Origin of the sequence: Bacillus sp. 165, from assembly GCF_017742235.1 — a bacterium.
GTDB lineage: Bacteria > Bacillota > Bacilli > Bacillales > Bacillaceae_G > JAGHKQ01.
In genome coordinates this window covers 22,643-42,357 of the sequence record NZ_JAGHKQ010000006.1, presented here as the reverse complement: position 1 = coordinate 42,357, position 19,715 = coordinate 22,643, and the positions used below count along the sequence as shown (strand labels likewise).

Below are 19,715 nucleotides of genomic sequence, written 5' to 3'. Positions count from 1 at the left end.
AAGGTCTGTGTCAATTAAGCAAATTGATGGAAAGCGTTTTGCGCAGATGGTGCTTCAAGGTGCCAACAATTTAACAAATAACGTAAAGTTGGTGGACGCACTCAACGTCTTTCCCGTTCCAGACGGTGATACTGGTACAAATATGAATTTATCGCTTACTTCTGGCGCAAATGAGGTAAGAAGCAATCTCAATAATCATGTAGGAAAAGTAGCGGGCAGTTTGGCACGTGGTCTATTAATGGGTGCACGCGGAAATTCAGGCGTTATTTTATCTCAGCTTTTTAGAGGGTTTTCCAAATCTGTTGAGCATAAAGAGAAAATTACAACGGCAGATTTTGCGCAAGCGCTGGAATCCGGTGTGGAAATGGCTTATAAAGCAGTTATGAAGCCAATTGAGGGTACTATTTTAACCGTTGCTAAAGATACTGCAAAGCAAGCGATTAACATTGCCAAGAAGCATGAAGAGTTTCTTCCGTTTATGGAAGCTGTAGTGAAGGAAGCGAACCTGTCTTTAAACCGCACTCCTGATTTGCTGCCTGTATTGAAACAAGTAGGAGTAGTGGACAGTGGCGGCAAAGGACTGGTTGTTATTTATGAGGGCTTTTTGTCAGAATTAAAAGGTGAAAAAATTACTTCTGCAGTGCAAACACCTTCTATGACGCAAATGGTAAAAGCTGAACATCATAAAAGTGTACAAAGTCAGCTGAGTGCAGAAGATATTGAGTATGGATATTGTACCGAATTTATGGTGAAGCTGGACCCTGAAAAGCTAAAGAATACTCCGTTCTCTGAACAGAAATTCCGTAATGATATTAGTGTGCATGGGGATTCTTTGCTTGTGGTATCCGATGATGAGATCGTCAAAGTACACATTCACGCCGAGTATCCGGGTGAGGCAATGAACTACGGCCAGCAATATGGAAGCTTAATCAACATTAAAATTGAAAACATGCGTGAGCAGCATAGTAATCTGCTGTTTGAAGAAGAGCATGTACAAGCCGAGATCCCTGCAGTGAAGGAAAAGCAAGAGTATGGTATCGTCACGGTAGCTATGGGATCCGGAATTAAAAAATTGTTTGAAAGCATCGGTGCAACTGTAGTGATTGAGGGTGGCCAAACAATGAATCCGAGTACGGAGGATATTGTAAAGGCAGCGCAGGAGGCTAATGCAGAGAAGATTGTTATTTTACCAAATAACAGTAATATCGTGATGGCAGCGCAGCAAGCTGCTTCCGTTCTGGATCAAGAAGTGGTGGTTGTTCCGTCAAAAACAGTACCACAAGGAATGGCAGCTTTATTAGCGTTCAATCCGAGCGTGAGTTTGGAGGATAATGAAGGATCTATGAAGGAAGCCATGACTCATGTGAAAACAGGTCAAATAACCTATGCAGTCCGTGATACAGAAATCGACGGAGTGGAAATCAAGAAAAATGATTTCATGGGTATTGCAGAGGGGAAAATTGTGACAACACATGGTGACAAGTTAGAAACGGCGAAAAAGCTTTTATCTCAGATGCTGGATGAAGATGATGAAATCTTAACGGTATTGCAAGGGGAAGATGTATCCGATCAAGAAGTTGAACAGCTGAAGTTGTTCATAGAAGATGCATTTGAAGATCTTGAAGTAGAAGTTCATCAAGGAAATCAACCGCTGTATTCTTATATTTTCTCAATTGAATAAAATGTGAAATCCCATTTACTTAGGTGAATGGGATTTTTAAATGTTATGGAAGCTTAAAAAATGAAAAAAAGGTAAAGCGTGAAAATACAGTGTATAATTAAGACAGAAAAATAGTGTACAAATGCGACGTCTTTTAGTACGATTTAGAAAGCGTTTTCAAATATATTTTTTCTTGCATCTGTGTGTTTAATACTCTAAAGTGAAGTAGGATAAATCAGGCAATGGATTATGTTTATAGGGGGAGTAAACTGATGAAGTATAGATCTGTGTTCGATATCATCGGTCCTATTATGATTGGACCTTCAAGCTCACATACAGCCGGTGCCGCACGAATTGGACGTGTAGCCCGCACACTATTCGGAAGACAACCGAAAAAAGTAGTAGTATCTTTATATGGTTCTTTTGCGCAAACGTATAAGGGACACGGGACAGATGTTGCCATTATCGGAGGTCTGTTAGATTTCGATACGCATGATCCTCGAATTCCTGAGTCTTTGAATTTGGCAAAAGAAGCTGGAATGGAAATAGATTTTATCGAAGAAGATGCTGTGACAGATCATCCAAATACAGCACGTGTGCTTATCTCAGATGAAAGGGATCAGCTTGAGGTCGTTGGTATCTCTATCGGAGGTGGGACGATTGAAATTGTTGAACTCAATGGTTTTGAGCTCAAGCTTAGTGGTGCGCATCCAGCCATATTGGTAGTTCATAATGACCGCTATGGTGTGATTGCTTCAGTTGCCAATATCTTAACTAAATATCGCATTAATATAGGCCATATGGAAGTGTCTCGTAAAGAAGTAGGACAAACTGCACTTATGATTATTGAGGTAGACCATAATATAGACGAGCACGTCATGGAAGAATTGAAATCTTTGCCTAATATTTTGCAAGTTACACGAATGGTAGAATAAAAGAGAAGGGGTAATCAAATGATGTTTCGAAATGTAGCTGAAGTTGTTGAGCTTGCAGAGAGCCAAGGTGTGAAAATAGCAGAAATTATGATTCAACAGGAAATGAACGTAACGGGTCGTACCCGTGAAGAGATTTTTAGTAAAATGGATCAAAACTTGACAGTAATGGAGCAAGCTGTCGAACGAGGGTTGAAAGGTGTGCAATCTGTTACTGGTTTAACAGGTGGTGATGCTGTCTTACTGCAAAAGTATATTAATAGCGGAAAGGCACTGTCAGGAAACCTTATTTTAGATGCAGTAAGTAAAGCAGTTGCAACGAATGAAGTGAATGCGGCGATGGGGACAATTTGTGCAACACCGACAGCCGGTTCGGCAGGAGTGGTCCCAGGAACTTTATTTGCAGTTAAAGATAGGCTGCAGCCGACACGTGATGAAATGATTGAATTTTTATTTACAGCAGGTGCATTCGGATTTGTAGTGGCGAATAATGCTTCTATATCTGGAGCTGCTGGAGGCTGTCAAGCAGAAGTCGGTTCGGCAAGCGGAATGGCCGCTGCTGCAATTGTTGAAATGGCGGGCGGCACACCAAGTCAGGCGGCTGAAGCGATGGCTATAACCCTTAAAAATATGCTAGGATTAGTATGTGACCCTGTAGCAGGCCTTGTAGAAGTTCCATGTGTAAAACGAAATGCAATGGGAGCTGCCAATGCAATGGTAGCGGCAGATATGGCGTTAGCGGGAGTCACAAGCAGAATCCCATGCGATGAAGTGATTGATGCTATGTATAAAATAGGACAGACAATGCCAGTTGCACTTCGAGAAACAGCACAAGGAGGATTGGCGGCAACACCAACCGGCCGTGAGCTGGAGGCGAAAATCTTTGGTATGGCGCTGAATAAATAGTGATACAGATACCAGTAACAAATGTAAAGGGTATAGGAGAAGAAACAGCAGCTCTTCTTCAAGAGATGGGCATTGGAACGGTTTTGGATTTGTTGGAACATTTTCCATATCGCTATGAAGATTATTCCATGAAAGATTTAGCAGAAGTGAAGCATGAAGAACGTGTAACGATTGAAGGGAAGATTCATAGCTTCCCTTCTTTGCAATATTTTGGTAAGAAAAAATCACGGTTGACATTTCGTGTCTTAGTAGGACGCTATTTAATAAATATTGTGTGCTTTAATCGACCGTACTATAAAGATAAGGTCGTAATGGACGAAACTGTCACTGTTTCTGGGAAATGGGATCAACATCGCCAAACTATCGCTGCTTCAGAAGTTCATTTCGGTTCTCTTGTGAAAAAGCAAGGAATGGAGTCTGTATACTCAGTCAAAGGGAAAATTACAGTGAAAACAATGCGCCGTTATATTGAACAAGCGCTTAGACAGTACGGAGATCAAATGTCAGATATGCTGCCAGAAGGGCTGCTGCAAAAATACAGGCTCTTGCCTCGTCTCGAAGCTGTTCGTGCGCTGCATATCCCATTAAATGAAGAGAGCGTGAAGCAAGGGCGTAGGCGATTGGTGTATGAAGAGTTTTTTATGTTTCAGTTGAAAATGCAAGCTTTGCGAAAAATTCAGCGGGAACAATCTCATGGTACACCAAAAGTCTTTGACTCGTCTGAGTTGGAAGTTTTCATAAAAAAACTTCCGTTTCCGTTAACAGGAGCGCAGCGACGCGTTGTTGCTGAAATAACAAATGATTTAGTATCACCTTATCGAATGAACAGGTTGCTGCAAGGCGATGTAGGGTCAGGTAAAACGGTTGTGGCAGCCATTGCAATGTATGCAGGACATTTATCCGGCTATCAAGGAGCGTTAATGGTACCGACTGAAATTTTGGCAGAGCAGCACTTTCAATCACTGCAAGAACTGCTCAATCCATTTAATGTACATGTGGAGTTATTGACCAGCTCTGTAAAAGGAGTTCGAAGAAGGGAAATATTAAGCAGATTAGAAGCAGGTGATGTACATATTCTTGTCGGTACGCATGCGCTGATTCAAGAGGAAGTCAATTTTGCCAATCTCGGTATTGTAATTACGGATGAACAGCATCGATTCGGAGTAGGGCAGCGCAGGGTACTTAGGGAGAAAGGGCAAAATCCAGATGTTTTATTTATGACAGCCACCCCTATTCCTCGTACATTGGCTATTACTGCATTTGGAGAGATGGATGTGTCCATTATTGACGAGATGCCAGCAGGACGCAAAAAAATTGAAACCTATTGGGCTAAGCATGAAATGTTTGAACGAGTGCTTACTTTTGTGGAAAAGGAAATTCAAAAGGGAAGACAGGCCTATGTTATTTGTCCGCTTATTGAAGAATCTGAAAAGCTGGATGTTCAAAATGCAATTGATTTACATAGCATGCTTTCATTTCACTTTAATGGCAAGTGTCAGGTCGGCTTAATGCATGGAAGACTTTCTTCTCAAGAAAAGGAAGAAGTTATGCGCCGGTTCAGTCAAAATGAAGTGCAGATATTAGTTTCTACTACAGTAGTAGAAGTAGGTGTAAACGTACCTAACGCAACGATGATGGTAATCTATGATGCTGAGCGCTTTGGTTTATCGCAGCTTCATCAGCTTCGCGGCCGTGTTGGCAGAGGAAGTGAGCAGTCATACTGTATTTTAATTGCTGACCCAAAATCAGAAGTAGGTAAAGAACGTATGAGGATTATGACAGAAACGAACGATGGGTTTGTGTTGTCTGAAAAAGACTTAGAGCTTCGCGGACCCGGAGATTTTTTTGGGAGCAAGCAAAGCGGGTTGCCGGAGTTTAAAATTGCTGATATGGTACATGATTACAGAGCGTTAGAAGCTGCAAGAGCAGATGCAGCTTTATTAATTGAATCTAAGGCATTTTGGGAAAGTTCACAATATGCTCCCCTTCGTCATTACCTTGAAGAAGAAGGCCTATTTCAAGGTGAAAAATTGGATTAATGGGGATGATAAAGGGCAGATGCATTTTTTTATTGCATTCTGCTTTTTTTAATCATATACTACTATTAGTACCTAGTCATAAAAACAGGGGCGTTATAAATGCGTAGAAATAAAAAAGAGAGACAAAAGTTATTAAAGGAAACTATAACAGAAAATCCGTTTATTACAGATGAAGAACTGGCTGAAAAATTTCAGGTTAGTATACAAACCATACGATTAGACAGACTAGAGTTGTCCATCCCGGAGTTGCGGGAACGCATAAAAAACGTCGCAGCAAAGCAGTTAGAAGAGGATGTCAAGTCACTTCCTATTGAGGAAGTTGTTGGAGAAATTGTTGACATTGAATTAGACCGGCATGCGATTTCTATCTTCGATGTCAAACAAGAACATATATTTAAACGAAATAACATCGCGCGCGGACATCACTTGTTTGCACAAGCTAATTCTCTCGCAGTAGCGGTTATCAATGACGAATTAGCACTAACAGTGAAAGCAAGTATTCACTATGTACGACCAGCTAAACTGAAGGAACGTGTGGTTGCTAAAGCTAAGGTCACAAATATAGAAAATATTAAGGGCCGGACTGTTGTAGATGTGAAAAGTTTTGTCGGAACCGAAATCGTATTTACAGGGACATTCGAGATGTATCGACAAAGTCAAACGAGTGAGGAAGGTAACATATGAGAATCGCAATAGATGCAATGGGTGGAGATCACGCTCCAAAGGAAATTGTACTAGGAGCGATGCAGGCTGTTAAAGAATTTTCGGATATCTCTATTACTTTAATCGGAGATGATAAGAAAATCCGACCATATTTATCAGATGAAGCACGCATTTCTATCATACATACAGACGAAGTTATTGCTGGTACGGACGAACCGGTTCGTGCTGTACGGAGAAAGAAAAATGCATCCATGGTTTTGATGGCGCAGCAAGTAAAAGAAGGAGCAGCTGATGCCTGTATTTCTGCAGGAAATACAGGTGCTTTAATGGCAGCGGGCTTGTTCATTGTTGGTCGTATAGAAGGAATAGAGCGACCGGCTCTAGCGCCAACGCTTCCGACAATGGATGGTAAAGGTTTTATCATGCTCGATGTAGGAGCAAATGTAGATGCAAAACCGTTGCATATTTATCAATATGCGATTATGGGTTCGATTTATGCAGAAAAAGTACGCGGTATCTCTCGTCCGCGTGTAGGTCTATTGAATGTAGGTACGGAAGATGGTAAAGGAAACGATTTATCAAAACAGGTATTTGATATGCTGAAGAATTCCTCTATGAACTTTGTCGGGAACGTAGAGGCGCGAGATTTACTGCAAGGAGTTGCGGATGTTGTTGTATGTGACGGGTTTACGGGAAATGTTGCATTAAAAGCAATTGAAGGTACAGCTTTGTCTGTCTTTTCCATGTTGAAAGAAGAATTGACAAGTTCATTGACAAGTAAATTGGCAGCATCGCTCTTAAAGCCGAAGTTGAAGGGATTAAAAAAGAAAATGGATTACTCAGAGTACGGCGGGGCTGGGTTGTTTGGACTAAAAGCACCTGTTATTAAAGCTCACGGCTCATCTAATGCGAATTCAATATTCAATGCTATTCGTCAAACTCGTGAGATGGTGGGGAATCATGTTACATCAACCATTCAGCAGATTGTAGAGCAGGAGAAATCTATATTAGAAGAAGAGGGAGTGTAATAATATGGGAAAAGTAGCCTTTTTATTTCCAGGTCAAGGATCTCAAGCAGTTGGCATGGGAAAGCAGCTTGCCGAAGTAAATGAAACGGCGGCCGCTTTCTTTAAAAAAGCAGATGAAATTTTAAAGACACCGTTATCACAAATCATGTTTGAAGGTCCGCAAGAGGAATTGACATTAACGACAAATGCACAACCGGCATTGCTGACAACAAGTATGGCTGTTCTTGCGGTATTTGAAGAGGCGGGCATTAAACCTGATTACGTTGCTGGTCACAGTCTTGGTGAATATAGTGCATTAGTTGCAGCGGGCGCGCTTTCCTTTGAAGAAGGTGTATATGCTGTTCGTAAGCGAGGAGAATGCATGGAAGAGGCTGTTCCAGCCGGACAAGGAGCTATGGCAGCCATATTGGGAATGGACGCAGGTCTGCTTCAGGATGTGACTAAGGAAGTTTCAGAGGAAGGACATGCTGTTCAAATAGCTAATATGAACAGTCGTCAACAAATTGTAATTTCTGGAACTAAGCAAGGAGTAGATAATGCTTGCAAGCAGGCAAAAGAAAAAGGTGCTAAACGTGCGATTCCATTGAAGGTGAGCGGTCCGTTTCATTCGTCTTTAATGAAACCGGCAGCAGAGCAATTCAGAGAAGTCTTAGATTCTATTACCATTCACTCAACTCAAGTACCTGTTGTGGCTAATGTAACTGCAGACTGCGTAACTGACAGTGAAGTAATAAAGGAGAAGTTGATTGAACAGTTGTATTCACCTGTACGATGGTATGAATCCATTGAAAGAATGGTAGAATTAGGAGTAGATACGTTCATTGAAATCGGTCCTGGAAAAGTGCTGGCAGGATTGATGAAGTCTATAGCTCCTTCCGCTAAAGTGTATGCAATTTACGATCAAGAAACGATAGAAGCAACTATTTCAAAATTGAAAGGGGAAGGCATATGCTAAAAGGAAAAGTAGCTTTAATCACAGGGGCATCTCGAGGAATCGGACGAGCAATTGCTTTAGAGATGGCTCGTCAAGGTGCCAAAGTAGTGGTGAATTTTGCAGGGAATGAATTGAAAGCCAAAGAAGTGGTAGATGAAATTAACAGCCTTGGTTCTGAAGCGATCGCTGTAAAAGCAGATGTAGCAAATAGTGAAGAAGTAGCACAAATGGTTAAACAAACAGTAGAAGTGTTTGGGCAAATCGATATACTTGTAAACAATGCAGGGATAACAAAAGATAACTTGTTAATGAGAATGAAAGAAGAAGAATGGGATGCAGTTGTTAATACAAACTTAAAGGGTGTATTTTTAACTACCAAAGCAGTATCGCGTCATATGATGCGTCAAAGAAGCGGCCGTATTATCAATCTTGCTTCTGTTGTAGGTGTGATTGGAAATGCGGGTCAAGCAAACTATGTAGCAGCAAAAGCAGGGGTTATCGGATTAACGAAAACATCTGCAAAAGAATTGGCAAGCCGAAATGTTACAGTTAATGCCATTGCTCCTGGATTTATCGTAACGGATATGACAGATGTATTAACTGAAGAAGTAAAAGCAGAAATGCTGAAAGTCATTCCTCTTGCAAAATTTGGAGAAGCTGATGATATTGCTAATACAGCTGTATTTTTAGCTTCTGATCGCAGCGGTTATATCACAGGACAAACAATTCATATTGATGGTGGTATGGTCATGTAATGTCAAAAAAACAGGAAAAATGATGAATTTCATTGATTTCACCTAGTTTTTTTGTACAATATTTAATATAATGACTTGAGGGGAGGTGAACTATTATGGCAGACGTATTAGAGCGCGTAACAAAAATCATCGTAGATCGTCTAGGTGTAGACGAAACAGAGGTAACACCTTCTGCTAACTTTAAAGAAGATTTAGGTGCAGATTCATTGGACGTAGTAGAACTTGTAATGCAATTAGAAGATGAGTTCGAAATGGAAATCTCCGATGAGGATGCAGAAAAGATTGCTACAGTTGGCGATGCTGTTAACTACATAGAAAGTAGCCTATAAAAACAATGAGCAAGTCCCGTTATATGCGGGGCTTGCTCGCCATATACGCAAATAGGTCGGAAAACCTTTGTCTTTTTGTTAACACTGGTGCCGGAAAAAATGGATCTTTGGATTGAGATTGGGAGGTACCTATGCCGCATTATAAAAGAATTCGTGATAAAAGACATGAAGCCAAATATCGCGAAGTGTTCAGAAAGTTTCAAAAAAAAGTGGGCGTCACATTTAAGAATGAAAAGCTGTTAATTCAAGCTTTTACTCATTCATCGTATGTGAATGAGCATCGTAAAAAACCTCATGAAGATAATGAGAGACTAGAGTTTTTAGGGGATGCTGTTTTAGAATTGACTGTTTCACAATACTTATTTCAAAAATATCCCACGATGAGCGAAGGTGAGTTAACGAAACTGCGTGCAGCAATCGTATGTGAACCATCCTTGGTTCAATTCGCAAATGAACTTTCTTTCGGAGAACTGGTTCTTCTAGGGAAAGGAGAGGAGATGACAGGCGGACGTGAACGGCCTGCATTGTTAGCCGATGTTTTTGAATCTTTCATCGGTGCTCTTTACTTAGATCAAGGTTTAGAGAAAGTATGGGAGTTTTTGATGAATGTAGTGTACCCTAAAATTAATAATGGTGCTTTTTCTCATGTGATGGATTTTAAAAGTCAGTTGCAAGAGCTTATTCAGCGTGACGGCAGCGGTAATATCGAATATAAAATTTTGCAGGAAAGAGGTCCTGCTCATAATCGTGAGTTTGTCTCTCGCGTTTCTCTTAACGGTGAGGCACTTGGGCTTGGCAGCGGCAAGTCTAAAAAAGAGGCAGAGCAGTATGCTGCTGAAGAGGCTTTGAAAAAACTGAGAGAACAACAAACATAATGGAATCCCCCTATTTTAGGGGGATTCGTTGTGCATAGAAAAGGGGGAAAACGATGTTCCTCAAACGGTTAGACATTGTAGGATTTAAATCATTTGCCGAGAGAGTCTCTATCGATTTCGTACCTGGGGTTACTTCTGTTGTGGGACCGAACGGCAGCGGAAAAAGCAACATTACAGACGCAATTCGTTGGGTGCTTGGTGAGCAGTCAGTGAAGTCATTGCGCGGTGCAAAGATGGAGGATGTTATATTTGCCGGCAGCGATTCTAGACGTGCACTAAATGTAGCTGAGGTAACATTGACATTGGATAATGAAGACCAACGATTACCTCTTGAATACAACGAAATTAGCGTAACAAGACGAGTGTACCGCTCAGGGGACAGTGACTTCTTTATAAATAAGCAGTCCTGTCGGTTGAAGGATATTGTAGATTTATTCATGGATTCTGGACTGGGAAGAGAAGCCTTTTCCATCATAAGTCAAGGAAAAGTGGAGGAAATACTAAGCAGCAAAGCAGAAGAACGGCGAGGGATTTTTGAAGAGGCAGCGGGAGTTTTGAAATATAAAACGAGAAAAAAGAAAGCAGAAGCAAAGCTTGCTGAAACACAAGAAAACCTGAATCGAGTGGAGGATATTATCCATGAACTGCAAAGTCAATTAGAGCCGTTAGAAATACAAGCTTCCGTTGCAAAGGACTATTTGGAAAAGAAAGAAGAGCTTGAAAAAATTGAAGCTGCTGTAATTGTTTGTGAAATCGAAGAGCTGCACGAAAAGTGGCAGACACTGAAAAAGCAGTTTGAAGAAAATAAGGACCTCGAGATCTCGGTATCCTCCAACCTTCAAAAAGGTGAAGCGACAATAGAGGATATAAGAGAGAAAGTACAAGCTATTGACGAGTCTATCGAATCTCTTCAGGAAGTACTTTTGTTATCCAGTAAAGAGCTTGAGAAGTTAGAAGGACAAAAGGAGCTTCTGAAGGAACGGAAGAAAAATGCCGGTGTGCATTGTACTCAGCTTGAACAACAGATTGCTGAGCTATCTGAAAAGCTTTTAGATTATGAGCAAACCATACAGAGTGAAACCAAACATTTAGATGAAATAACGGCTCAAGTTATGCACACCAGTCAGAAATTAAGAGAAGCACTGCAAGCTCTTTCTCTGCATAACCAAAACCTAGATGAAAAAATTGAGAATCTAAAAGGCGATTATATTGAACTCCTAAATAAACAAGCTGGTTACCGCAATGAGCTGATGATGCTGGAAGAGCAAGAGAAACAGCAGGTCACTAAAAATCAGCGCCTCGATGATCAGAACGCAAAATATGTAAATCTTCGTAAAGAAGTAGAGCAAAAGAAGCTTCGTATGTTGACCAAGCATGTTACTATCCAAGAAGAGCTATCTAAAAAAGGAATGTCATTTCAAGAGCATGAGCGTGCTTGGAAGGATCTTAAAAATCAATATCAAGAAAATGAAACGAAGCTCTATCAAGCGTATCAATACGTTCAGAAAGTACGCTCACGTAAGGAAATGCTTGAAGAGATGCAAGAAGACTATACCGGCTTTTTTCAAGGAGTTCGGGAAGTTTTGAAAGCTAGAGAAGACAGGCTGCAAGGCATTGAAGGAGCTGTTGCTGAGCTTATTTCTGTACCGCAGCAATATGAAGTTGCTGTGGAGACTGCGCTTGGTGCTGCCATGCAGCATGTTGTTGTTAAAACGGAAGAACATGCAAGAGCAGCAATCAAGTTTTTGAAGCAGCATCAATATGGAAGGGCTACATTTTTGCCGCTTAGTGTAATAAAGGGAAAGGCAGTTTCTGCTGAGCAGCTGTATACAGCGGAGCAGCATCCTGCTTTTATTGGGATTGCTTCTGACTTAATACAATGTGAGCAACCATATAGGACCGTTGTCTCCAATTTATTAGGTACAGTACTGGTGACTCGTGATTTAAAAGGGGCAAATGAACTAGCCCGCATTCTGCAATACCGTTACCGGATTGTTACGCTAGAAGGAGATATTGTAAATCCAGGTGGATCGATGACCGGGGGAGCAATGAAGCAGGCGAAAACTTCGTTGCTGGGCCGACAAAGGGAAGCAGAGACTCTGGCTGTGAAGCTGAAAGATATGGAAGAAAAAACAACGAAGCTAGAAAGCTATGTTGCTTCCATAAAGAAAGACATTGGACGGCATGAAAAAGGGTCAGCTGAACTCCGTGAAACGATGGAGACGCTTCGGATCGAAGAACAACGTACCAAAGGGGATATTCGTCAGCTTGAGTTAGAAGAAAGCAGCTTGAATGAGCGATTGGCCCTTTATGACTTAGAAATGACTGGATTTTTGCAAGATCAAACAAAAATGAAGAACCGTCTGCAATATTTATCTGGGCAGTTACAGCAATTGTCTTCTTCTATTACGCAATTAGATCAAATAATTGCAGAGTTGACAAAACAAAAAGCAGAACAGCATAGTTCAAAAGAACAATTGCAAGCAGATATTACAGAATTAAAAGTACAAGAGGCGGAAAAGCAACAAATGCTGTTTAACCAACAAGAAAAGGTCAGCCGCTATAGACGTGAACAAGCACAAGCAAAAGCCGCTCTGCAAAAGGCAAAAGAGGATTTGTCCCTTCTTCAAAGTGAAATGAATTCAAACCTAAGCGGTGAAGAACAAATTTCTGAAATGGTTAAGAAGAAAACTCACGACAGGAATCAAACTGTAGAGCTAATTAGCTTGCGCCGTGAACAGCGTTTGGAATTACAATCGAACTTAGAAGATTCAGATATAGAGCTGAAAGAAGCGAAGCGTCAGCACAAATATTTGTTAGAAGTATTACGAGATCAAGAAGTACAAATTAACCGCTTAGATGTGGAGCTTGAAAACCGTTTGCAGCAATTAAGGGAAACGTATACAATTTCATACGAAGCTGCAAAAGAAAAATATCCAATGGTATTGCCGATACAAGAAGCACGCAAGAAAGTGAAGTTGCTTAAACTTTCTATCGAAGAGCTTGGCAATGTGAACTTAGGTGCGATTGAAGAGTATGAACGTGTATCGGAAAGGCATCAATTTTTACTGGAACAGCGCATTGATTTGCAAGAAGCAAAAGATACATTGTACCAAGTGATTAGTGAAATGGACGATGAAATGAAGAAGCGTTTTGCATTTACTTTTCAAGCGATTCGCACTGAATTTCAATTTGTGTTTAAAGCCCTGTTTGGTGGAGGGCGCGCTGATTTAGTATTAGCTGATGCAGAGGATTTACTTAATACAGGAGTGGATATTGTTGCTCAACCACCAGGTAAAAAATTGCAGAATCTGGGGTTATTATCTGGTGGAGAACGGGCGTTAACCGCGATTGCGCTTCTATTTTCGATATTAAAGGTTCGTCCTGTTCCATTTTGTGTGCTTGATGAGGTTGAGGCTGCGCTGGATGAAGCCAATGTGGCTCGATTTGCGCAATATTTGCGGAAGTTCAGCAAAGAAACTCAGTTTATTGTAATTACCCATAGAAAAGGAACGATGGAAGAAAGTGATGTACTATATGGCGTCACAATGCAAGGATCGGGTGTCTCTAAGCTTGTATCAGTACGCTTAGATGACAAAGAAGCTGTTTTATAGGAAAAGGAGGAATAGAAGCGAATGAGTTTTTTTAAGAAGCTGAAAGAAAGCATTTCACGCCAAACAGAAGCTGTTACAGATAAGTTTAAGCAAGGATTGGAGAAAACGAGAAGCTCTTTTTCTGAAAAAGTGAATGATTTAGTGTATCGATATCGTAAAGTGGATGAAGATTTCTTTGAAGAATTAGAGGAGATTTTAATCGGAGCCGATGTTGGTGTTAATACCGTCATGGATTTGATTGACGAGCTGAAGGATGAAGTGAAACGCCGCAACATTCAAGATCCTCGTGAGGTTCAAGCGGTCATTTCAGAGAAGTTAGTCGAAATCTATAATGGTGATGAAGAAGAGCTCGATAACGAAATCAATATACAAGAAAATAGTTTAACAGTAATCTTATTTGTCGGTGTAAACGGCGTAGGAAAAACAACCACAATCGGTAAACTGGCACATAAGCTGAAAACTGAAGGTAAGACGGTTTTATTGGCTGCTGGGGACACGTTTCGTGCTGGTGCTATTGAGCAATTGGAAGTGTGGGGCGAACGTGTAGGCGTAGATGTTATTAAGCAAGGTTCTGGTTCTGATCCGGCAGCTGTTATGTTCGATGCAGTACAAGCCGCAAAAGCTCGTAAGGTGGATGTGCTGCTGTGCGATACAGCGGGACGATTGCAGAATAAAGTGAACTTAATGAAGGAATTGGAAAAAGTGAAGCGTGTCATTGAGCGTGAGATTCCAGGAGCCCCTCATGAAGTTCTTCTTGTTATTGATGCAACGACAGGGCAAAATGGTCTAAGTCAGGCTAAAACATTCTCAGAGGCAACAGATGTAACAGGGATTGTGCTTACGAAATTAGACGGTACAGCAAAAGGCGGTATTGTTTTGGCTATTCGTAACGAACTCAACGTTCCAGTCAAATTCGTCGGATTAGGTGAGAAGATGGATGACTTGCAACCGTTTGATCCATCACAATATGTGTATGGCCTATTTGCAGATATGGTAGAAAAAGAAGCAGCAGAATAAGAACAACTGCATGGTTAGTACATTGAAAAATTTATCAGTAAAGAAAAAAACTTGACACCTAATATCCAACAATGTAAACTGTTGTTGTAAAGGCAATTCACTTAACAAGGGGATGTGAAAGCATGCTTGAAAAAACAACAAGAATGAATTATTTGTTTGATTTTTATCAATCGCTGTTAACCCCCAAGCAACGGAACTATATGTCGCTGTATTATTTGGACGACTATTCCCTCGGTGAAATTGCTGAAGAATTTGAAATAAGTCGTCAAGCCGTTTATGATAATATTAAGCGAACAGAAGCAATGCTTGAAGAATATGAAGAAAAGTTGTTGCTGTTTAATAAGTTTCAAGAGCGTCAGCAGCTTGTTCACCGATTGAAAGAATTGCTCGGAAACGAGTCTTTAAGTGAAGAAGTGGAGCAAGTTGTAGAAGCAATTGAAAAATTAGATTAGGAGGACGGCAAGTATGGCATTTGAAGGATTAGCCGACCGACTTCAACAGACGATGCAAAAAATCCGTGGAAAAGGGAAAGTGAATGAAGCGGATGTAAAAGAAATGATGCGTGAAGTGCGACTTGCGTTGCTTGAGGCAGACGTGAACTTCAAAGTTGTAAAAGACTTTGTAAAACGTGTATCTGAACGTGCAGTCGGACAAGAAGTAATGAAAAGCTTGACTCCAGGCCAACAGATTATAAAAGTGGTCCAGGAGGAGCTTACTCAGCTTATGGGCGGAGAACAAAGCAAAATTGCTGTGTCTAATCGCCCGCCGACTGTCATTATGATGGTAGGACTGCAAGGTGCCGGTAAAACGACAACTACAGGAAAGCTGGCTAATTTACTTCGAAAGAAGTACAATCGTAACCCGCTTCTTGTAGCGGCAGACATTTATCGTCCGGCTGCAATTCAGCAGCTTGAAACGCTTGGAAAGCAGATCAACATGCCTGTATTCTCTTTAGGGGATAAGGTAAGTCCAGTTGAGATTGCAAAGCAAGCCATTGCAAAAGCAAAGGAAGAGCATCATGATTATGTTCTCATCGATACAGCGGGCCGCCTTCATATTGATGAACAGTTGATGGAAGAGCTGGAACAAGTAAAAGAGATTACAAAGCCTGATGAGATTTTTCTTGTTGTTGATGCAATGACAGGGCAGGATGCTGTAAACGTTGCGCAAAGCTTTCATGATCAATTAGGTTTGACAGGCGTTGTACTTACGAAGCTTGATGGCGATACTCGAGGAGGAGCTGCGTTATCCATTAAAGCAGTAACCAACACTCCGATTAAATTTGTCGGTTTAGGTGAAAAGCTGGATGCGCTCGAACCGTTCCATCCGGAGCGTATGGCGTCTCGTATTTTAGGTATGGGAGATGTGCTGACTCTTATTGAAAAAGCTCAAGCAGCGGTTGACGAAGAAAAAGCAAAAGAGCTTGAGCAAAAGATGCGTACATTGTCATTTACGCTTGATGACTTTTTAGAGCAATTAGGACAAGTGCGTCAGCTCGGTCCTTTGGATGAGATTTTAAATATGCTTCCAGGGGCAAACAAAATCAAGGGTCTGAAAAATGTCCAAGTAGATGAAAAGCAAATCGGTCATGTCGAGGCGATTATTCGTTCCATGACAAAGGATGAGAAAGAACATCCTGAAGTGATCAATGCAAGCCGCCGCAAGCGAATTGCTAAAGGTAGCGGAACCACTGTTCAAGAGGTCAACCGTCTGCTTAAACAATTCGAAGATATGAAGAAAATGATGAAGTCTATGACTAATATGCAAAAAGGTAAGAAAAAGGGCGGTTTTGGAGGCTTTAAGTTTCCTTTTTAAGGGAAAAAAAAGAAATGCTCTGTTAAGAAATTATACTTTACAAAGAGTGTTCCTTTTTGATAATATTATTATCTGTGTGAAACAAATTCGGAGGTGCTTTATAAATGGCAGTAAAAATTCGTTTAAAACGCATGGGAGCTAAAAAATCTCCTTTCTATCGTGTAGTAGTTGCTGATTCTCGTTCTCCACGTGACGGACGTTTCATTGAGGAAATTGGATACTACAATCCAGTTGCTCAACCAGCTGAAATCAAAATTGACGAAACAGCAGCATTAAAATGGTTACAAAACGGCGCGAAGCCATCTGACACAGTACGTAACCTATTCTCTAAGCAAGGTATTTTAGAGAAGTTCCATTTAGCAAAACAAGGCAAATAAGTTAGAGGAATCCTATGATAGGGTTAATCGAAACTGTTGTCAAAGCCCTTGTGGATCATCCTGAAGATGTGGTGGTTACCGAAACATCAAAAAACGGAGATATCGCTTACCGTTTAACTGTACATCCAGAGGATGTTGGAAAAGTGATTGGGAAGCAAGGACGAATTGCTAAAGCAATTCGAACCGTTGTATACGCAGCGGGACATCGTTTGAATCAAAAGATTAGTCTTGAAATTCAATAACACAAAAAGGGCGAGGATGATTCCTCTCCCTTTTTTGTTATAGAGGGTTGCGATTGGAAAAGCTAATTACATATCAAGTACAGGAGTGAGCATATATGACAAAATGGTTTAATGTGGGCAAGATTGTGAACACTCACGGTATTAAGGGTGAACTTCGCGTAGTTTCCCGCACGGATTTCCCTGAAGAGCGCTACAAAGTAGGGAACACTTTATATCTTTGGAAAGAAAAAAGCCAGGATCCAATCAAGGTAGTTGTAGCTTCACATCGTACTCATAAATCCTTTGATTTGTTAACGTTTGAAGGCTATCACGATGTAAACCAAGTAGAACAGTTTAAGGGCACTTTGCTAAAGGTGCCTGAGGAGCAGCTTGGTGAGCTTCCAGAAGGAGAGTATTATTACCATGAAATCATTGGTTGTTTAGTAGTATCAGAAGATGGTCAAGAAATGGGTACTATTACGGAAATTCTTTCTCCAGGTGCGAACGATGTATGGGTAGTAAAAGGGAAGCACGGAAAAGATATACTAATTCCTTATATTGAAGAAATTGTTTTAAAGGTGGATACTGAACAAAAGAGGGTCACCATTTTTCCGATGGAAGGGCTGTTATAATGAAAATTGATATTTTGACATTATTTCCGGAAATGTTTTCCGGAGTATTCGGCTCCTCTATATTAAAAAAAGCGCAAGACAAAAATGCGGTACAATTGAATGTTATAAATTTTCGGGAGTATTCCGAAAATAAGCATGGAAGTGTAGATGATTATCCTTATGGGGGCGGTGCAGGCATGGTACTGGCCCCTCAGCCGATATTTCATGCGGTGGAAACCTTGACGTCTCAGTCAGTTAAAAAGCCGCGAGTTATTTTAATGTGTCCGCAAGGAGAGCGGTTTACACAAAGTAAGGCAGAGGAATTATCCCAAGAAGAGCATCTCATCTTAGTATGTGGTCATTATGAAGGATACGATGAGAGAATTCGTGAGTATTTAGGAACGGACGAAATTTCCATAGGTGATTACGTACTGACAGGCGGAGAGCTGGCTGCTATGGTTGTTACTGACAGTGTTGTCAGGCTGTTGCCAGATGTTTTAGGGAAAGAGGAATCCCACCTGCAAGATTCATTTAGTACAGGTTTGTTAGAGCATCCCCATTATACAAGGCCGGCTGTATTTCGAGATATGAAGGTGCCAGATGTTTTAATATCAGGGAACCATAAACTTATTGAGGAATGGCGCCATAAAGAATCGTTGCGGCGCACATATACTCGCCGCCCAGATTTATTAGAAAATCGAGAATTAAACAAGAAAGAACAGCAGTGGATGGAAGAGTTCAAAGAAGACAAGTAAAAAACCTTAACAGTAAATAAATTTCTTGCGTGCAGGCTATTGCAACGATTCTTAGAATGTGCTATTATAACACTTGTGGTTTACGAGAGTAAATCCGTTAAAACGATGTTCCGCTGCAATAAAATCATTGTAAGAGCGTCTGTTCAGAAGGAGAGAAGTTACGATGCAAAAATTAATCGAAGATATTACAAAAGAGCAATTAAAAACTGACTTACCTGCTTTCCGTCCTGGAGACACAGTACGTGTACACGTAAAAGTTGTTGAGGGAACTCGTGAGCGTATTCAGTTGTTTGAAGGCGTTGTAATTAAACGTCGTGGCGGTGGAATCAGCGAAACATTTACAGTACGTAAAGTTTCTTACGGTGTAGGTGTTGAACGTACATTCCCAGTTCACACACCACGAATCGCGAAGCTTGAAGTAATTCGCCGCGGTAAAGTTCGCCGTGCTAAATTATATTACTTACGTAACCTTCGTGGTAAAAAAGCACGTATTAAAGAAATTCGATAATGAAAAGACGGGAGCTTGTGGATACAAGCTCCCTTTTTTCCACTTTTATTTCATTTTTGATATAATAGCTTATATAGAGCATTCCGAATTTCTGGAGGGGACGAAAAGTGGCAGAACAAAAAAGTCAAACATGGGAATGGATTAAAGCGGTATTGATAGCAATTGGACTAGCTGTAGTGATTCGCTACTTTTTATTTGCACCAATATTAGTAGATGGTGTATCGATGATGCCTACGCTGCATGATCAAAATCGCATGATAGTGAATAAAATTGGCTATAAAGTTGGTGAACCGCAACGCTTTGATATTATTGTATTTAAAGCAACAGAAGAGAAAGACTATATTAAACGCGTTATAGGTCTTCCAGGTGATCATATTGAATACAAAAATGACGTTCTTTATGTGAATGGCAAGCCTTATAAAGAGTCGTATTTGGATCAATATAAGAAAGAAGCAACAGATGGCCCGCTAACATATGATTTTACGCTGGAAGAAATTACAGGAGAAAAAACAGTGCCAAAAGGAAAGCTATTTGTATTAGGAGACAATCGTCGCTACAGTAAGGACAGTCGTACGATTGGTGCAGTATCGATTAAGGATGTAATCGGTAAAGCGAATTTCGTATATTGGCCGATGGAAGATATACATATGATCAAAAAACCACAATAAAAGAAGGT

At 40.7% G+C, this 19,715-nt stretch carries 20 protein-coding genes; all 20 read left to right on the top strand.

Going from position 1 to position 19,715, the window contains the following annotated elements:
- The first annotated feature begins 7 nt into the window (after nucleotides 1–7).
- Nucleotides 8–1,681 (top strand): DAK2 domain-containing protein, encoded by a 1,674-nt coding sequence (locus tag J7Q84_RS10875; RefSeq protein ID WP_209094584.1) that lies wholly within the window; start codon nucleotides 8–10, stop codon nucleotides 1,679–1,681.
- Nucleotides 1,682–1,932: 251 nt separating this feature from the next.
- A complete protein-coding gene (gene sdaAB, locus J7Q84_RS10870; protein WP_209094583.1) occupies nucleotides 1,933–2,595 on the top strand; it encodes an L-serine ammonia-lyase, iron-sulfur-dependent subunit beta in 663 nt (220 codons plus the stop codon).
- Between the two features lie 21 nt (nucleotides 2,596–2,616).
- The gene (gene sdaAA / locus J7Q84_RS10865) at nucleotides 2,617–3,498 is read left to right on the top strand and encodes an L-serine ammonia-lyase, iron-sulfur-dependent, subunit alpha (RefSeq protein WP_209094778.1); all 882 of its coding nucleotides are present in this window, start codon (nucleotides 2,617–2,619) and stop codon (nucleotides 3,496–3,498) included.
- Entirely contained in the window at nucleotides 3,498–5,537 is a 2,040-nt protein-coding gene (recG, locus tag J7Q84_RS10860) for an ATP-dependent DNA helicase RecG (RefSeq protein WP_348519847.1), read from the top strand. Before sdaAA ends, recG begins: the two co-directional genes overlap by 1 nt.
- Nucleotides 5,538–5,636: 99 nt before the next feature.
- Nucleotides 5,637–6,221 (top strand): transcription factor FapR, encoded by a 585-nt coding sequence (gene fapR, locus J7Q84_RS10855; protein WP_209094582.1) that lies wholly within the window; start codon nucleotides 5,637–5,639, stop codon nucleotides 6,219–6,221.
- Entirely contained in the window at nucleotides 6,218–7,228 is a 1,011-nt protein-coding gene (gene plsX, locus J7Q84_RS10850) for a phosphate acyltransferase PlsX (protein WP_209094581.1), read from the top strand. Before fapR ends, plsX begins: the two co-directional genes overlap by 4 nt.
- Before the next feature lie 4 nt (nucleotides 7,229–7,232).
- Entirely contained in the window at nucleotides 7,233–8,183 is a 951-nt protein-coding gene (gene fabD / locus J7Q84_RS10845; protein ID WP_209094580.1) for an ACP S-malonyltransferase, read from the top strand.
- On the top strand, nucleotides 8,177–8,917 hold the full coding sequence (gene fabG / locus J7Q84_RS10840) for a 3-oxoacyl-[acyl-carrier-protein] reductase (RefSeq protein WP_209094579.1): 741 nt from the start codon (nucleotides 8,177–8,179) through the stop codon (nucleotides 8,915–8,917). The genes fabD and fabG overlap by 7 nt, the downstream gene beginning before the upstream one ends.
- Nucleotides 8,918–9,012: 95 nt before the next feature.
- Complete coding sequence (gene acpP, locus J7Q84_RS10835) at nucleotides 9,013–9,246, top strand: acyl carrier protein (protein ID WP_209094578.1); 234 nt, start codon at nucleotides 9,013–9,015, stop codon at nucleotides 9,244–9,246.
- 131 nt (nucleotides 9,247–9,377) lie between these two features.
- Complete coding sequence (gene rnc / locus J7Q84_RS10830) at nucleotides 9,378–10,121, top strand: ribonuclease III (RefSeq protein WP_209094577.1); 744 nt, start codon at nucleotides 9,378–9,380, stop codon at nucleotides 10,119–10,121.
- A gap of 53 nt (nucleotides 10,122–10,174) precedes the next feature.
- On the top strand, nucleotides 10,175–13,735 hold the full coding sequence (smc, locus tag J7Q84_RS10825; RefSeq protein ID WP_209094576.1) for a chromosome segregation protein SMC: 3,561 nt from the start codon (nucleotides 10,175–10,177) through the stop codon (nucleotides 13,733–13,735).
- A gap of 21 nt (nucleotides 13,736–13,756) precedes the next feature.
- A complete protein-coding gene (gene ftsY, locus J7Q84_RS10820) occupies nucleotides 13,757–14,752 on the top strand; it encodes a signal recognition particle-docking protein FtsY (RefSeq protein ID WP_209094575.1) in 996 nt (331 codons plus the stop codon).
- A gap of 122 nt (nucleotides 14,753–14,874) precedes the next feature.
- Nucleotides 14,875–15,204, top strand: coding sequence for a putative DNA-binding protein (locus J7Q84_RS10815; RefSeq protein ID WP_209094574.1), 330 nt, complete (start codon nucleotides 14,875–14,877; stop codon nucleotides 15,202–15,204).
- Nucleotides 15,205–15,217: 13 nt separating this feature from the next.
- A complete protein-coding gene (gene ffh / locus J7Q84_RS10810; RefSeq protein ID WP_209094573.1) occupies nucleotides 15,218–16,567 on the top strand; it encodes a signal recognition particle protein in 1,350 nt (449 codons plus the stop codon).
- A gap of 104 nt (nucleotides 16,568–16,671) precedes the next feature.
- On the top strand, nucleotides 16,672–16,944 hold the full coding sequence (gene rpsP, locus J7Q84_RS10805; protein WP_209094572.1) for a 30S ribosomal protein S16: 273 nt from the start codon (nucleotides 16,672–16,674) through the stop codon (nucleotides 16,942–16,944).
- A 14-nt stretch (nucleotides 16,945–16,958) separates the two neighbouring features.
- Nucleotides 16,959–17,186: a KH domain-containing protein gene (locus tag J7Q84_RS10800; RefSeq protein ID WP_209094571.1), complete on the top strand. Its 228-nt coding sequence runs from the start codon at nucleotides 16,959–16,961 to the stop codon at nucleotides 17,184–17,186.
- Between the two features lie 95 nt (nucleotides 17,187–17,281).
- Nucleotides 17,282–17,797 (top strand): ribosome maturation factor RimM, encoded by a 516-nt coding sequence (gene rimM / locus J7Q84_RS10795; RefSeq protein ID WP_209094570.1) that lies wholly within the window; start codon nucleotides 17,282–17,284, stop codon nucleotides 17,795–17,797.
- Nucleotides 17,797–18,531: a tRNA (guanosine(37)-N1)-methyltransferase TrmD gene (gene trmD / locus J7Q84_RS10790; protein ID WP_209094569.1), complete on the top strand. Its 735-nt coding sequence runs from the start codon at nucleotides 17,797–17,799 to the stop codon at nucleotides 18,529–18,531. Before rimM ends, trmD begins: the two co-directional genes overlap by 1 nt.
- Nucleotides 18,532–18,694: 163 nt before the next feature.
- Nucleotides 18,695–19,039, top strand: a complete 345-nt coding sequence (gene rplS / locus J7Q84_RS10785) for a 50S ribosomal protein L19 (protein ID WP_209094568.1) — start codon at nucleotides 18,695–18,697, stop codon at nucleotides 19,037–19,039.
- A gap of 107 nt (nucleotides 19,040–19,146) precedes the next feature.
- Complete coding sequence (gene lepB, locus J7Q84_RS10780) at nucleotides 19,147–19,707, top strand: signal peptidase I (protein ID WP_209094567.1); 561 nt, start codon at nucleotides 19,147–19,149, stop codon at nucleotides 19,705–19,707.
- The last annotated feature ends 8 nt before the right edge of the window (nucleotides 19,708–19,715 follow it).